This is a genomic window from Curtobacterium phoenicis (assembly GCF_047238015.1).
In the GTDB taxonomy this organism is placed as follows: Bacteria; Actinomycetota; Actinomycetes; order Actinomycetales; family Microbacteriaceae; genus Curtobacterium.
The window spans coordinates 2,653,726-2,668,721 of record NZ_JBDFLZ010000002.1 but is presented as its reverse complement, the minus strand read 5'-3'; the positions used below and the strand labels follow the sequence as shown (position 1 = coordinate 2,668,721).

The following is a 14,996-nucleotide window of genomic DNA, read 5'->3' as shown; positions in this document are numbered from 1 at the left end:
TACCGGCGGACGCCGGACCCGTCACTCCGGAAGTCCCGTCACTCGGTGCGCGGCTCGTCCTCCCCGTCACGACGGATCTGGTTGGCGGGGTCGCGGACACCGATCGGGAAGGGCCCGGTCACGCCCTCCCGCAGGGCCGCGATGCGGAGGATGCGATCACGCTGCAGGAACCAGCCGACGACGAGCAGCGGGATGATGATCACGAGCGACGCGATCGTGAACGTGCCGACGGGCCAGTCGATGGCCATGAGCACGATGACCGAGGCGAGGAACGCCAGGGTCAGCCACGCCGTGACCGGCGCGCCCGGCAGGCGGAAGGTCGGTTCCTTCGCGAGCCCTTGCTTCGCCCAGCTCCGCAGCTTCATCTGGCAGAGGATGATCGTGCCCCACGCCGTGATGATGCCGAGGCTCGCCACGTTGAGGGCGATCTCGAACGCCTGCTTCGGGACGAAGTAGTTGAGCACGACACCGACGACGGTGAAGCCCGCCGTGAGCAGGATGCCCGCGTACGGGACGCCGCCGCGCGACATCTTCGTGGTCCACTTCGGTGCGGACCCGTTCATGCCCATCGAGTGCAGCGCGCGGCCGGTCGAGTAGAGGCCGGCGTTCAGCGAGGACAGCGCCGCCGTGAGCACGACGAAGTTCATGATCGACCCGACGACGGTCCCGACCTGGGGGTTGCCGATCGACGAGAAGAACGTCACGAAGGGGCTCTCGCCCTCCTTGTAGGAGGTGTAGGGCAGCAGGAGCGACAGCAGCACGACCGAGCCGACGTAGAACACCGCGATGCGGAACACGACCGAGTTGATGGCGCGCGGGATGACCTTCTCGGTGTCCTGCGTCTCGCCCGAAGCCGTCCCGACGAGCTCGATCGCGGCGTACGCGAACACGACGCCCTGGATCACGAGCACCGCGGGCAACAGGCCGTTCGGGAACACCCCGTCGTTGTTCTGCAGGATCGAGAAGCCGGTCTGCACCGCCTGCCCGCCGGTCTCGACGGGGAAGGCGAAGATGAGCCACACCAGCGCGACGACGAGGAACGCGACGAGGGCGGCGACCTTGATGAGCGCGAACCAGAACTCGAGCTCACCGAAGACCTTGACCGCGACGAGGTTGGCCGCGAGGACGACGACGAGGGCGATGAGTGCCATGAGCCACTGCGGCGCCGAGGTGAACGGCTTCCAGTACTGCATGTAGAGCGCGACCGCGGTGGTGTCGACGATCGAGGTCATCGCCCAGTTGAGGAAGTACATCCAGCCGGCGGCGTACGCGAACTTCTCGCCGTAGAACTCGCGCGCGTACGAGATGAACGACCCCGAGGAGGGGCGGTGCAGCACGAGCTCGCCGAGGGCACGGAGGATGAAGAACGCGAAGACGCCGGCCACCAGGTACGTGATGGCGAGCGCGGGACCCGCCGAGTTCAGCCGTCCACCGGCACCGAGGAAGAGCCCGGTACCGATCGCTCCACCGATCGCGATCATCTGCAACTGCCGGGGCTTCAGACCGTGCTGGTAGCCCTCCTGCTCGTGCGAGAAGTCCTGCGCGGGGGCGCGACGGGCTCCCGTGTCGTTCTGCGCTGTCATGCGCGACACGCTACAGGTGTGAGCGACCCGGGGTGGCACACAACCCGCGGCGACGCCCGGAGCCGGTCCGCCGAGGCCGTCCTGTCCGGCTGGACCGTGCGGGTCGACGACTTGGTTGCATGGAGGGATGGACATCCTCCTCCGACTCCTCGTCGCGGTCGGGTTCGCCCTGCTCGTCACGGCCGTCGCGGCGCTCGTCACCCACCTCGTCCTCCGCTCCCTCGCCCGACGGGAACGCTGGGCGTCCGTCCTCTCCCGCCGCACGAAGCACCCGTTCCGCACCGTGCTGCTCCTCGCCCTCCTCTGGACGGCCTTTGCGACCAGCGTCCCGGACACCCGCGCATACCCGTGGCGCGACGAGGTCTCGCACGTCTTCCTCATCGCCGTGATCGGCACCGGCTGCTGGCTCGCCTGCGAGGTCGCGATCTTCCTCGAGAGCCTCGGCCTGCACCGCTACCGCACCGACGTGCCCGACAACCGTGTCGCCCGCCGGGTGAAGACCCAGGTGCTCGTGCTGCGCCGACTCACCGTCGCGGTGCTCGTCATCATCGCCGTCGGAGCGATCCTCCTGACCTTCCCGGGCGTCGAGGCCGCCGGCGCGAGCGTCCTCGCGTCCGCCGGACTCATCTCGGTCATCGCCGGTCTCGCGGCCCAGTCGACGCTCGGCAACGTGTTCGCCGGCATGCAGCTCGCCTTCTCCGGCTCCATCCGCGTCGACGACGTCGTCGTGGTCGAGCAGCAGTGGGGGAGGATCGAGGAGATCACCCTGACCTACGTCGTCGTGCACCTCTGGGACGACCGCCGGTTCGTGCTCCCGTCGACGTACTTCACGAGCACCCCGTTCGAGAACTGGACCCGCACGAACAGCGAACTGCTCGGTGCCGTCGAGTTCGACCTCGACTGGCGGGTCCGTCCCGGCGACATGCGCGCCGAGCTCGAACGGATCCTCGAGCGGACCGAGCTGTGGGACCGCCGCGTCCAGGTCCTCCAGGTCACCGACGCCGTGCAGGGCTTCGTGCACGTCCGCGTGCTCGTCACCGCGCACGACGCCCCGTCGCTCTTCGACCTCCGCTGCTACGTCCGCGAGGAACTCGTCGCCTGGATCCAGCGCACCCACCCGGACGCGCAGCCGGTGCAGCGCGTGCTCATGGTGGAGGACGTCACCGCGCCGCGTCGACGCGGTGCGTCGACCGCCGCGTCGTCGGCGCTCTTCGGCGGCGACCACGACGAGCGCGCCGCGATGTTCACCGGGCCGATCAGCACCTCCGACGTCCGGTCCTCGGACGTGCCACCGCCGCGCTGACGAACGGACGGGAGGCACGTGGCGGACCCGCCACGTGCCTCCCGTCCGTCGTGTGGTCGCGACGCGACCCACCGGGGCCTGCCCTACGGTTGGCGCGCCTTCACGGCGCGGTCGTCCTCGACCACCGTGCCGATCGCGACGATGGTCGTCGCGAGCCACGCCACCCACGTGAGCGCGAGGCGCCAGTCGCGCGGACCCTGGCGGGTGGTCTGCACCACGCTGTAGCCGCTGATGATCGAGCTCCACACGGCACCGCTGAACATGAACTTCCGCACGGGTTCCTCCTCTGGTCGTCCCGTCAACGCTACCGGCCGCTACATTGGAGCGCCGCCGGTCACCCCTGGGCCGGCGTGCTCGTGAGGAGTCAGCGTGCGTCAGGCCGTCATCGGCGGAGTCCTGCTCGTGGTCGGTGCCGTGTGCGTCGCCCTCGGGCTCCTGCCCCTGTCCGACCTCGCCGAGCTCGCAGACCGTGTCGTGCCGGTGCTGGGCTTCGTGCTCGGTCTCACGATCGTCGCCGAGCTCGCCGCGGACGCCGGCGTGTTCGACCGGCTCGCCGACCTCGCCGCCCGCGTCGGCGGCGGCCGGACGATCGGCCTCTGGGCCGCGGTCGTCGTGCTCGCCGTGGTCTGCACCGTGTTCCTGTCGATCGACACGACGGCCGTGCTCCTCACGCCGATCGTGATCACGCTCGCCCGACGCGTGGGCCTGCCGCCGATGCCGTTCGCGCTCACCACCGTGTGGTTGGCGAACACCGCGTCGCTCCTGCTGCCCGTGTCGAACCTCACGAACCTGCTCGCCGTGGATCGCATCGGACTCGACGGGCCGATCCCGTTCGCGGGCCTGATGGTGTGGGCGGCGCTCGCCGGGGTCGTCATCCCGTGTGCGGTGCTCCTCGTCGTCTTCCGCGGGAAGCTCTTCGGCCGCTACACGCCCGTCTCGGTCCGCCGGGCGTCCGACCCGGTGTTCTTCTGGTCGGCGTCGGCGGTGCTCGTCGCGCTCGTCGTCGCGCTGACCGCCGGGGTCACGGTGTGGATCGCCGCGGTCGTCGCCGCCGTGCTGCTCGTCGTCGTGGCCGCCTTCCGGGCACCGTCCGAGCTCCGGATCTCGCGCGTGCCGTGGTCGACGCTCATCTTCGCGGCCGGACTCTTCGTCGTCGTCGAGACGCTCCACACGACGGGGCTCACCGACCCGATCGTGGACGCGCTGCCCGGCGGCACCGGCACGGGCTCGCTCCTCGCACTCGGTGGCGCGGGTGCGGTGGCGGCGAACGCGATCGACAACCTGCCGGCGTACCTCGTGCTCGAGCCGGCGGCCGGGCACGAGGCGCTGCGGTACGCGGCGCTCCTGGTCGGGGTGAACGCCGGGTGCCTGATCACCCCGTGGGCGTCCCTCGCGACGTTGCTCTGGCACGCGCGGCTCGCCTCCGAGGGCGTGCACCTGTCGTGGGGACGGTACATGGCGCTCGGGTGCGTCGTCGCACCGCTGACGGTCGTCGCCGGGGTGCTCGCGCTGCGGATCTGAGTCGTCAGGAGCTAGAGCCAGTCCTTGCGCTTGAAGACCCCGTAGAGCACGAGCGAGGACACCACCACGAGTCCGAGCGCATAGAAGAGGCCGCTCCACTGGCTCATGCCCGGGAACTTCACGTTCATGCCGAAGGCGCCCGTGATGGCGGTCGGGATCGCGATGATGGCGGCCCAGCCGGTGACCTTCTTCATGACGACGTTCTGGTGGTTCGACGCGATGCCGAGGTTCGTGTCGAGCACGCTGCTGACCGATTCGCGCAGCTGCTCGACCGAGTCCGCGATCGTCACCAGGTGGTCCTGCACGTCCCGGAAGTACGGCCGGATGCCGTCGACCACGAGCTCGGCGTCGCCGTGCAGGACCGACGTGACGCTGTCCCGGGTCGGGACGACGAGCCGACGGAGCACGGCGAGCTGCTTCCGGAGCTCGAAGGAGCGTCGCTGGATCTGGCGCTCCCGGCTGCTGCCGTGTTCGAAGAGGTCGTCCTCCAGCGCGCTGACCGCCTGGTCGAGGTCCTCGACGACGTCCGAGGCGTGGTCGACCACGGTGTCGAGCAGCGCCCACATGAGCCACGGGACGCCGTGGTCGGCGATGTCCGCGTTCGCCTCGAGCCGGTGCTCGACGTCGCGGAGGTCGACCTCGGCGCCGTGGATCGTGATGAGTGCCCGCTTCGTCACGAAGGCCTTCACCTCGTGCGTCACGAGGTCACCGGTGTCGGTCCGGCCGGAGACGTCGTAGACGACGAGGAACAGGCTCTCGCGGTAGCGGTCGAGCTTCGGTCGCTGCCCGCCCTCGAGCGCGTCCTCGACCGCGAGCGCGTGCACCCCGAGCTCTTCCTCGAGGGCGGCGAGGTCCTCCGGCCGGGGGTCGGTGTGGTCGACCCACACGAAGGTGTCGGGTTCGGCGACGAGGTCGGAGACCCGCTCCACCGGGAAGTCGCGTTCCGCTGCGGTGCCGTTCCGCCACGCCCTCGTCATGACCATCGGCCCAGCGTACGGCGACGGCCGGCCCGGGGGTCCCGGACCGGCCGTCGCCGTGGTGTGCGTGTGCTCAGTACGCGGATACGAGCTTGCCGTCCTCGACCTTCAGGTAGGTGTCGACGTCGAAGCTGTCGTCGCCCTTCTTGGCGTCGCCGAAGAAGTCCGTGTAGGAGTAGGCGATCTGCCCGTCCTTCGTGCTCTTCACCTCGACGTAGCCGCTGCCGGACGACTCGACCGTCAGTTCGGGCTTCGACTTCACCGTGTACTGCACGGAGCCGTCGGCGTCGTACGGGCCGTACCACGGGCAGCCGTCACCGTAGCCGATGTCGGTCTTCTCGGCGCAGCTGTCGATGAGGTCCGACACGTACTGCTCGGCGTCACGCTCGAGCGCCTTCGTCGCGGTCGGCTGGAAGGACACGTACGGGGCGGCGGAGGCGCCGACCTTCACGGTCTTCGTGCCGCCGGTGAAGTACTTCGTCCCGCCGACCTCGACCTCGTAGCTGCCGGGGTAGGCGAGCGACTCGAACGCGCCGTTCTCGATCGTGCCGACCTTCTTCCCGCCGACCGTCACGTCAGCACCCTCGAGCACGTCGCTCGCCGAGATCGACACGCGGTCGGCGAGCGGCTTCGTCACGCGCCACTCGTCCTTGACGAGGAACGAGGTCCCGGTGCGCTCCAGGGTGATGTCGCCCGAGCGGTCCGAACCGCCCTGCTGGTACCGGACGGTCGCGTACGCGGTGTCACCCGAGGTGGACACCCGCCCGACGCGGACGTTCGTCGGACGGTCCTCGGCGCTCTTCAGCACGGCGGCGTCGAGCATGGACGCGTTCGACGGCGCCTCGGTCATCCGGGACGCGGTGTCGGCGTCCCCGCGCGCGATGGCCTCGACGTAGTTCCGTGCCGTCGGAGCGGGGCCCCAGACGTTCGACCGGAGGACCCCGGTGGTGACGGCCCCGGCGACGACGACCACCACGACCACGCCGGCGGCGACGAGGGAGCGGACGAGGACCTTCCGGGCCTTCGGCGACAGCGGGGTCGGGGCGGGTGCCTGCCCGCCGATGAACGGCTGGGGACCGACGGCGCCGTTGCCGGACGCGCCGGGTCCGCCGACGGCGGCGCCGGCACCGGGCGCACCGACGGCGGGCGCCTGGGACCACGCGCCGCCGACGGGGGTCTGCTCGGCCGCAGCGCCGGCGCCGTGCTGGTCCGTCCCGGGCGCGGCCGGAGCGTCGGCCTGCGCACCGGCGACCTGCCCGTCGACGACGGGTGCGCCCGTGACGGGCGCGCCGGCAGCGGGCACGGCCCAGGCCGGCGCGGGCTGCGGGTCGGTGCCGACGAGCTTCGCCGTGCGCAGGAGCACCCCGCCGCCGAGACGGGGGAGCAGCACCGGCGCGACGTACCGGGCGACGACCTCGATCGCCGCACCCCAGAGCAGGAACACGGCGGGCGTCCACGGGGTGACACCGACCGAGCCGGAACCGCCGACCGTGCTCACGCCGCTGACACGGTAGGACACCACGAGCGTGCCGAGGACGAGGAGCACCAGGCCGCCGAGGGCCCAGACGACCGGCGTCACGACCCAGTCGAGCGTGGTGCGGGAGCGGTCGTTCCGGCGGACGGCGAGCGCCAGCCCGGCGGCGAACGCGGTGACGAGCACGAGCAGCACGACGAGCCAGCTCCACCCACCGGCGCCGCCGAAGACGGTCGCGGTGCTGTTCGCCGGGCCGAGCCCGCCGCTGCCGATCCCCCCGAGGAACCCGAGCGCGGTCAGGACGACGCCCGCGTTGCCCACGAGCAGCGGGAGTGCGGCGCCCCACGACGGCTGGGCGACGAACGCGACGACGACGACGACCACGGACACGACGACGACGAGGACGACGAGCTGCGAGGTCGCGACGCGCACCGTGCCGAGGACCCGGCCGACGAGGACGTTCCCGCGGACGAGCAGCGCCGGACGGGCGAGGAGGGCGCTGAGGGCACCGATCAGGAAGGAGCCGAGCACGCTGCCGAGACCGACACCGTGCACGGGCTCGATCGTCGCGCCGTCCACCTCCGGGAAGCGGATCGCGAGGACCAGGCCGGTCAGGGTCGTCAGTGCGACGAGCACGAGGCCGCTGACGACGCTCGTGAGCAGGAGCTGCGGCAGCGCGAGCACGCGCGACCGGATCCGGCGGGTCAGCACGACGGCGAGCACGACCTGCGCGGCGAGCACGACCGCCGGCACGACGCCGAGCGAGCCGGAACCGGAGCCGAGCAGGCCGATCGACCCCGAGCCGTGGAGTCGGCCGAGGTCGGCGAGCACCACGAGCTGCGCGGGGGCGCCGAGGATGACGCTCACGCCGGACAGGAGCGACTGCACGTCGGGGACGGTCGAGCCGGAGCCGCCGCCGAGGCCGCTCGACGAGCCGAGGTCGGACGACCCGCCGCCGGACCCACCCGCCGCGGCGACCGCGACGGTGAGCAGGAGCGAGACCACGGCGACCACGTAGGCGGCGACCCAGCCCCCGACCGCGCCGAGCACGGCGGCGAGCCAGTCACGTCCGGGCACCGTGCGGAGGAGTCGGTCGAACCCGTCGGACGCTGCCGGTGCCGGTGCCGGTGCCGGTGCCGGTGCGCCAGCGGGCTGCTGCGGGGGGACTGGTGGGTGGTCGCTCACGAGCGGTGGTGTCCTTTCCGACCGGGAGGCCGGCGCCACCCCTGTGGGCACCTCGTGTCCCCCCGACACGAGGGAGCATCATATCCATCCTGCCGAGGTGCCGTGAATACGCTGGCGTCCCGCTGGTAACTTCGGCATCGTCCACGTGCACCACGTCCCGAGTGCACCGCCCCGGTCGAACGGAGACACCACCACCCCATGGCTGCTGACGACACCGATCCCTCCCGCTACGCCTTCGTCGTCGCGTCGAACCGCCTCCCGGTGGACCGCGTCGTGGACGAGGACGGCAACGAGGGCTGGCGGCACTCGCCCGGCGGCCTCGTGACCGCGCTGGAACCGGTCATGCGCGCGAACGACGGCGCCTGGGTCGGGTGGGTCGGGCAGCCGGACGTCGAGGTCGACCCGTTCGACAACGACGGCATCCACATCGTCCCGGTGCCGCTCAGCACCGAGGACGTCGAGGAGTACTACGAGGGCTTCAGCAACGACACCCTCTGGCCGCTCTACCACGACGTCATCGAGCACCCGAGCTACCACCGCGACTGGTGGAACGCCTACAAGCGGGTCAACCAGCGCTTCGCCGACCAGATCGCCGGGATCGTCGAGCAGGACGGCGTGGTGTGGGTGCAGGACTACCAGCTGCAGCTCGTGCCGGCCCTGCTCCGCGAACTCCGCCCCGATCTGACGATCGGGTTCTTCAACCACATCCCGTTCCCGCCCGTGGGCATCTACGCCCAACTGCCGTGGCGCGCCCAGATCCTCGACGGCCTGCTCGGTGCCGACGTCATCGGCTTCCAGCGGCACGACGACGCGAGCGACTTCCTCCGCGCGGTCCGGCACATCAAGGGCTACACGACGAAGGGCTCGACGATCGACGTCCCCGTCGACGACCCGGCCGCACCGCGGAGCCGCAAGGGCATCACCGTCCGCCACGTCGAGGCGCGACACTTCCCGATCTCGATCGACGCCGCCGGGTTCGAGGAGATCGCGCACCGACCGGAGGTGCAGGAGCGCGCTCGCGAGATCCGGGCGAGCCTCGGCAACCCGAGGACAGTGCTGCTCGGCGTCGACCGCCTCGACTACACGAAGGGCATCCGGCACCGCATCAAGGCCTTCGGTGAGCTCGTCGAGGACGGTCGCGTCGCGGTGGAGGACGCCACCCTCATCCAGGTCGCCAGCCCGAGCCGCGAGCGGGTCGACACGTACGCCGCGCTGCGCGACGAGATCGAGCTCACGGTCGGTCGCATCAACGGTGACCTCGGCGTCATCGGGCACCAGCCGATCGCGTATCTCCACCACGGGTACCCGCGCGAGGAGATGGTGGCGCTCTACCTGGCCGCCGACGTCATGCTCGTCACCGCGCTGCGCGACGGCATGAACCTCGTCGCGAAGGAGTACATCGCGACACGTTTCGACAACGACGGCGTCCTCATCCTCTCCGAGTTCACCGGGGCCGCCGACGAGCTGAAGCAGGCCGTCATCGTCAACCCGCACGACATCGGCGCACTCAAGGACTCGATCCAGCGCGCGATCGAGATGCCGCGGCGCGAGCGCTCCACCCGCATGCGCGCGCTCCGCAAGCGGGTCCGCGAGAACGACGTGGCGCGCTGGTCGCGCTCCTTCCTCGAAGCGCTCGACCGGCACGCGCCGAGCCGCGCGAAGCTCGACCCGTCCGCGGCGGACCCGGGTGACGAGCACGTCGAGGAACTGCAGGACACGACGTCGATCTTCGACGAGGACGCCCAGACCGCGCGTGCGGCCGAGGACACCCGGGAGGTCCGTGGTGCCTGACACCGTCACCGACCCGTCCGCCCTGTCGTCGGCCCTCGAGACGCTCGCGGCTGCGCCGCGACTCATCGTCGCCCTGGACTTCGACGGCACCCTCGCGCCCTTCGCCGACGACCCGGCGGAGGTCGGCGCGCTGCCCGGGTCCTGGGCGGCCGTGCTCACCCTGCAGCGGGCGCGCGACACCGAGGTGGTCCTCGTGTCCGGCCGCTCGCTCGACGGCCTCGCGCGGGTCACCCACGCTCCGGACGGCATGGCGCTCGTCGGGTCGCACGGCGTCGAGTGGCGCGTCGACGGCCACGACGAGGACGCCCTCACCGACGACGAGTCGGCCCGCGTGCAGCGGCTCGGTGCGGCGATCGACGAGGTCGCGACCCGCTGGCCCGGCGTCCGGATCGAGCACAAGCCCGCCGGGGTCGGCGTGCACACCCGGGGCGTCGACGCCGAGACGGCAGCGGCGGCCGATGCCGAGGCCAGCCGGGTCGCCCACGAGGTCGACGACGCCGTGCTCGAGCGCGGCGGCAAGGACATCCTCGAGTTCGCCGTCCGTCACGTCACGAAGGGCGACGCGATCGACCGGCTCCGCGAGCTCCGGGGCGCGGACGCGGTGTTCTTCGCCGGTGACGACGTCACCGACGAGGACGGCTTCCGAGTCCTGCGCGAGGGCGACGTCGGCGTGAAGGTGGGGGAGGGCGACACCCTCGCCGCGTACCGGGTCGCCGACCCGGCGGCCCTGACCGACGTCCTCAAGCAGCTGGCCAGGGCACGCGCGACCCGCTGACCACCGCGACGGGTCTGATCGGCGCGACCGGCCCGGCGGACCCGCGCCGCGCCTCCAGGCCGGCCCCGCGACTGTCCTCCCGCCGGGCCGAACCCCGAGACTCGGCTCCGCGGACACTCTCGCGGCCCACCAGCCACGAACGTGTCCGCCTGGCCGAGACTCAGGCAGCGCGGCAGCGCGGCCGCGGCCTGACACCATGCGGACGCATGTTGTTGCTCGGCTGGTATCCCAACTGCGCCTAGACTCACCCCATGCCTGACATCGACGTGAAGCCGCGCAGCCGGGTCGTCACCGACGGGATCGAAGCCACCACCTCGCGTGGGATGCTCCGGGCCGTCGGCATGGGCGACGAGGACTGGGAGAAGCCGCAGATCGGGATCGCGTCCTCCTGGAACGAGATCACCCCCTGCAACCTGTCCCTCGACCGCCTCGCGCAGGGCGCCAAGGAAGGCGTCCACTCCGGGGGCGGGTACCCGCTGCAGTTCGGCACCGTCTCCGTCTCGGACGGCATCTCGATGGGCCACGAGGGCATGCACTTCTCCCTCGTCTCGCGCGAGGTCATCGCCGACAGCGTCGAGACCGTCGTGATGGCCGAGCGACTCGACGGCACCGTCCTGCTCGCCGGGTGCGACAAGTCGCTCCCGGGCATGCTCATGGCCGCGGCGCGCCTCGACCTCGCGAGCGTCTTCCTCTACGCGGGTTCGGTCATGCCGGGCTACGTCAAGCAGGCGGACGGCTCCTTCAAGGAGGTCACGATCATCGACTCCTTCGAGGGCGTCGGTGCGTGCAAGGCGGGCAAGATCACCGAGGCCGAGCTCAAGGAGATCGAGTGCGCCATCGTCCCGGGCGAGGGCGCCTGCGGTGGCATGTACACGGCCAACACGATGGCGTCGGTGGCCGAGGCCCTCGGCATGTCGCTGCCGGGTTCGGCCGCGCCGCCGTCGGCCGACCGTCGCCGGGACTACTACGCGCACCGCTCGGGCGAGGCCGTCGTGAACATGCTCCGCAAGGGCATCACGGCGCGTCAGATCCTCACGAAGGAGGCCTTCGAGAACGCGATCGCCGTCGCGATGGCGCTCGGAGGTTCGACCAACGTCGTGCTGCACCTCCTCGCGATCGCGCACGAGGCCGAGGTCGAGCTCACCCTCGACGACTTCAACCGCATCGGCTCGAAGGTCCCGCACATCGCGGACATGAAGCCGTTCGGCCAGTACGTGATGAACGACGTCGACAAGAACGGCGGCATCCCCGTCGTCATGAAGGCGCTCCTCGACGCCGGACTGCTGCACGGCGACGTCATGACCGTCACGGGCAAGACCATGGCCGAGAACCTCGCCGAGATCGACCCGCCTGCGGTCGACGGCAAGGTGTTCCGCCCGCTCGACCAGCCGATCCACGCCACCGGTGGCCTGACGATCCTCCAGGGCTCGTTCGCTCCCGAGGGCGCCGTCGTGAAGACCGCGGGTTTCGACGCCGCCGTCTTCGAGGGCCCGGCGCGCGTGTTCGACCGCGAGCGTGCGGCGATGGACGCCCTCACCGAGGGCCGGATCCAGAAGGGCGACGTCGTCGTCATCCGCTACGAGGGCCCGAAGGGCGGCCCCGGCATGCGCGAGATGCTGGCGATCACCGCCGCGATCAAGGGCGCTGGCCTCGGCAAGGATGTACTACTGTTGACGGACGGACGATTCTCAGGCGGCACAACCGGCCTGTGCATCGGCCACATCGCACCGGAAGCGGTGGACGCAGGTCCAGTCGCCTTCGTGCGCGATGGCGACCGCATCCGTGTCGACATCGCGGCTCGCTCGCTCGACCTACTGGTCGACGACGCCGAGCTGGAGGCCCGCCGAGCAGGCTGGGCCCCGCTGCCCCCGCGTTACACCCGCGGAGTCCTCGCGAAGTTCGCGAAGCTCGTCCAGTCCGCCGCCAAGGGCGCGGTCACGGGCTAGCGTCGACACCCGCACCACCGCCATCCCTCCAGGCAAGGAACACCTCATGCCCACGGAAGCAACTCCGCTGTCCGCGGCCGCCGGTGCACGCCGGACGCCGGAGGTCCTGACCGGCTCGGGAGCCGTCCTCCGGACGCTCGAGCACCTCGGGATCACCGACGTCTTCGGCCTGCCCGGTGGCGCCATCATCCCCTTCTACGACGAGCTCATGGCGTCCACGACGATCCGCCACGTCCTCGTCCGTCACGAGCAGGGCGCCGGCCACGCCGCCGAGGGCTACGCCTCGGCGTCGGGCAGGGTCGGCGTCGCCATCGCGACCTCCGGCCCCGGCGCGACGAACCTCGTCACCGCCATCGCCGACGCCTACATGGACTCGGTGCCGTTCATCGCCATCACCGGGCAGGTGTTCTCGACCCTGATGGGGACGGACGCCTTCCAGGAGGCCGACATCGTCGGCATCACGATGCCGATCACGAAGCACTCGTTCCTCGTGACCGACCCCGCCGACATCCCGGCGACCCTGGCCGCGGCGTACCAGATCGCCACGACCGGTCGTCCGGGTCCCGTGCTCGTCGACATCACGAAGGACGCGCAGCAGAAGTCGGCGCCCTACGTCTGGCCGCCGAAGATCGACCTGCCCGGGTACCGCCCCGTGACCAAGGCGCACGGCAAGCAGATCGCGGCCGCCGCGCAGCTGCTCGCCGAGTCCGAGCGTCCGGTGCTGTACGTCGGCGGCGGCGTCGTCCGCTCCGGTGCCACGGCCGAGCTCAAGGCCTTCGCCGAGGCCACCGGCGCGCCGGTCGTCACGACGCTCATGGCCCGCGGCGCGTTCCCGGACTCGCACCCGCAGCACCTCGGCATGCCCGGCATGCACGGAACGGTCCCGGCGGTGCTCGGTCTGCAGGACAGCGACCTCATCATCGCGCTCGGCGCCCGGTTCGACGACCGTGTGACCGGCAAGGCGGACGAGTTCGCGCCGCACGCCAAGGTCGTCCACGTCGACATCGACCCTGCCGAGATCTCCAAGATCCGCTTCGCCGACGTCCCGATCGTGGGCGACGCGAAGGAGGTCCTGTCCGACCTCCTCGACGCGTGGGGCGGCATCCCCGCCGCCGACCGCGCGGACACCTCCGCCTGGTGGACGAAGCTCGAGCAGCTCCGGAAGGACTTCCCGCTCGGGTACGCGGAGCCGACCGACGGGCTCCTGGCCCCGCAGGCGATCATCCGCCGCATCGGCGAGCTCACCGGTCCCGAGGCGATCTACGCCTCCGGCGTCGGGCAGCACCAGATGTGGTCCGCGCAGTTCATCCAGTACGAGCGTCCGCACGCGTGGCTGAACTCCGGCGGAGCCGGCACCATGGGCTACTCGGTCCCCGCGGCGATGGGGGCGAAGGTCGCCGAACCGGACCGCGTGGTCTGGGCGATCGACGGCGACGGATGCTTCCAGATGACGAACCAGGAGCTCGCGACCTGCGTCATCAACGACATCCCGATCAAGGTCGCGGTGATCAACAACTCGTCGCTGGGCATGGTGCGGCAGTGGCAGACGCTGTTCTACGACGGTCGGCACTCCTTCACGGACCTCGAGACCGGTCACCAGACCCGTCGGGTGCCCGACTTCGTGAAGCTCGCCGACGCCTACGGTGCCCTCGGCATCCGCGTCGAGCGCGCCGACCAGGTCGACGACGCCATCCAGCTCGCCCTCGAGACGAACGACCGCCCCGTGGTGATCGACTTCGTCGTCAGCCGTGACTCGATGGTCTGGCCGATGGTCCCGCAGGGTGTCGGCAACTCCTCGATCGAGTACGCCCGCGACCACGCGCCCAGCTGGGACGTCGAGGACGCCGACATGACCGGAGACCCCGCATGAGCCACGTCCTCTCCCTGCTCGTCGAGGACAAGCCGGGTCTGCTGACGCGTGTCGCCGGTCTGTTCGCCCGCCGCGGCTTCAACATCGAGTCGCTCGCGGTGGGGAACACCGAGGTCGAGGGGCTGTCCCGCATCACGGTCGTGGTGGACGTCGAGGACCTCCCGCTCGAGCAGGTGACCAAGCAGCTCAACAAGCTCGTCAACGTCATCAAGATCGTCGAGCTCGACTTCCCGCAGTCGGTCCAGCGCGAGCACATGCTCGTGAAGGTCCGCGTCGACAACCAGACCCGCTCGGCCGTGCTCGAGGCCGTGACCCTCTTCCGCGCACAGGTCGTCGACGTGGCGACCGACTCGCTCGTCGTCGAGGTGACGGGCGACCCCGGCAAGATCCAGGCCATCCTCCGGGTGCTCGAGCCGTACGGCATCAAGGAGCTGGCCCGCGCAGGCCTCCTCGGCATGGGCCGCGGACCGAAGAGCATCACCGACCGCGTGCGCTGACGCGCACCCGACTTCCGGCCAGGAGGCACGTGGCCAGCCCGCCACGCGCCTCCGGCCGCACCACCAGACCACCA

Annotated in this window: 11 protein-coding genes; 7 read left to right on the top strand and 4 right to left on the bottom strand. The window is 71.0% G+C overall.

Features of this window, described 5'->3' with window-relative positions; translation table 11 throughout:
- Nucleotides 1-38 precede the first annotated feature (38 nt).
- Nucleotides 39-1,583, bottom strand: coding sequence for an amino acid permease (locus ABC270_RS12690; RefSeq protein ID WP_412881121.1), 1,545 nt, complete (start codon nt 1,581-1,583; stop codon nt 39-41).
- A 127-nt stretch (nt 1,584-1,710) separates the two neighbouring features.
- On the opposite strand from ABC270_RS12690, the gene ABC270_RS12685 reads away from it, so the two are divergent.
- Nucleotides 1,711-2,886, top strand: coding sequence for a mechanosensitive ion channel family protein (locus ABC270_RS12685; RefSeq protein ID WP_412881120.1), 1,176 nt, complete (start codon nt 1,711-1,713; stop codon nt 2,884-2,886).
- An 83-nt stretch (nt 2,887-2,969) separates the two neighbouring features.
- Here the strand turns inward: ABC270_RS12685 and ABC270_RS12680 are convergent, their stop codons facing one another.
- Nucleotides 2,970-3,161 carry a hypothetical protein gene (locus ABC270_RS12680; protein ID WP_058725532.1) on the bottom strand — a complete coding sequence of 64 codons (192 nt, stop codon included), beginning with the start codon at nt 3,159-3,161 and terminating at the stop codon, nt 2,970-2,972.
- A gap of 94 nt (nt 3,162-3,255) precedes the next feature.
- On the opposite strand from ABC270_RS12680, the gene ABC270_RS12675 reads away from it, so the two are divergent.
- The gene (locus tag ABC270_RS12675) at nt 3,256-4,407 is read left to right on the top strand and encodes an SLC13 family permease (RefSeq protein WP_412881119.1); all 1,152 of its coding nucleotides are present in this window, start codon (nt 3,256-3,258) and stop codon (nt 4,405-4,407) included.
- Nucleotides 4,408-4,418: 11 nt separating this feature from the next.
- On the opposite strand, the gene ABC270_RS12670 is transcribed toward ABC270_RS12675, so the two are convergent.
- Together ABC270_RS12670 and ABC270_RS12665 are read right to left on the bottom strand one after the other, a co-directional pair.
- A complete protein-coding gene (locus tag ABC270_RS12670) occupies nt 4,419-5,390 on the bottom strand; it encodes a magnesium transporter CorA family protein (RefSeq protein WP_412881118.1) in 972 nt (323 codons plus the stop codon).
- Between the two features lie 67 nt (nt 5,391-5,457).
- The gene (locus ABC270_RS12665) at nt 5,458-8,043 is read right to left on the bottom strand and encodes a hypothetical protein (RefSeq protein WP_412881117.1); all 2,586 of its coding nucleotides are present in this window, start codon (nt 8,041-8,043) and stop codon (nt 5,458-5,460) included.
- Nucleotides 8,044-8,241: 198 nt separating this feature from the next.
- Here ABC270_RS12665 and otsA point away from each other — a divergent pair, with 198 nt between their 5' ends.
- The 5 genes from otsA to ilvN all read left to right on the top strand — a co-directional run bounded on the left by otsA (nt 8,242) and on the right by ilvN (nt 14,922).
- Nucleotides 8,242-9,834, top strand: a complete 1,593-nt coding sequence (gene otsA, locus ABC270_RS12660) for an alpha,alpha-trehalose-phosphate synthase (UDP-forming) (RefSeq protein ID WP_412881116.1) — start codon at nt 8,242-8,244, stop codon at nt 9,832-9,834.
- Nucleotides 9,827-10,609 carry a trehalose-phosphatase gene (gene otsB, locus ABC270_RS12655; RefSeq protein ID WP_412881115.1) on the top strand — a complete coding sequence of 261 codons (783 nt, stop codon included), beginning with the start codon at nt 9,827-9,829 and terminating at the stop codon, nt 10,607-10,609. Before otsA ends, otsB begins: the two co-directional genes overlap by 8 nt.
- A gap of 251 nt (nt 10,610-10,860) precedes the next feature.
- Nucleotides 10,861-12,555: a dihydroxy-acid dehydratase gene (ilvD, locus tag ABC270_RS12650; protein WP_412881114.1), complete on the top strand. Its 1,695-nt coding sequence runs from the start codon at nt 10,861-10,863 to the stop codon at nt 12,553-12,555.
- Between the two features lie 46 nt (nt 12,556-12,601).
- Nucleotides 12,602-14,425 (top strand): acetolactate synthase large subunit, encoded by a 1,824-nt coding sequence (locus tag ABC270_RS12645; RefSeq protein WP_412881113.1) that lies wholly within the window; start codon nt 12,602-12,604, stop codon nt 14,423-14,425.
- Nucleotides 14,422-14,922, top strand: coding sequence for an acetolactate synthase small subunit (ilvN, locus tag ABC270_RS12640; RefSeq protein WP_412881112.1), 501 nt, complete (start codon nt 14,422-14,424; stop codon nt 14,920-14,922). The genes ABC270_RS12645 and ilvN overlap by 4 nt, the downstream gene beginning before the upstream one ends.
- Nucleotides 14,923-14,996 lie beyond the last annotated feature (74 nt).

Bases quoted from the DNA above. Each gene is read 5' to 3' on its own strand.
- ABC270_RS12690 (WP_412881121.1), bottom strand. From the start codon at position 1,583: ATGACAGCGCAGAACGACACGGGAGCCCGTCGCGCCCCCGCGCAGGAC.
- ABC270_RS12685 (WP_412881120.1), top strand. From the start codon at position 1,711: ATGGACATCCTCCTCCGACTCCTCGTCGCGGTCGGGTTCGCCCTGCTC.
- ABC270_RS12670 (WP_412881118.1), bottom strand. From the start codon at position 5,390: ATGGTCATGACGAGGGCGTGGCGGAACGGCACCGCAGCGGAACGCGAC.
- otsA (WP_412881116.1), top strand. From the start codon at position 8,242: ATGGCTGCTGACGACACCGATCCCTCCCGCTACGCCTTCGTCGTCGCG.
- ilvD (WP_412881114.1), top strand. From the start codon at position 10,861: ATGCCTGACATCGACGTGAAGCCGCGCAGCCGGGTCGTCACCGACGGG.
- ABC270_RS12645 (WP_412881113.1), top strand. From the start codon at position 12,602: ATGCCCACGGAAGCAACTCCGCTGTCCGCGGCCGCCGGTGCACGCCGG.
- ilvN (WP_412881112.1), top strand. From the start codon at position 14,422: ATGAGCCACGTCCTCTCCCTGCTCGTCGAGGACAAGCCGGGTCTGCTG.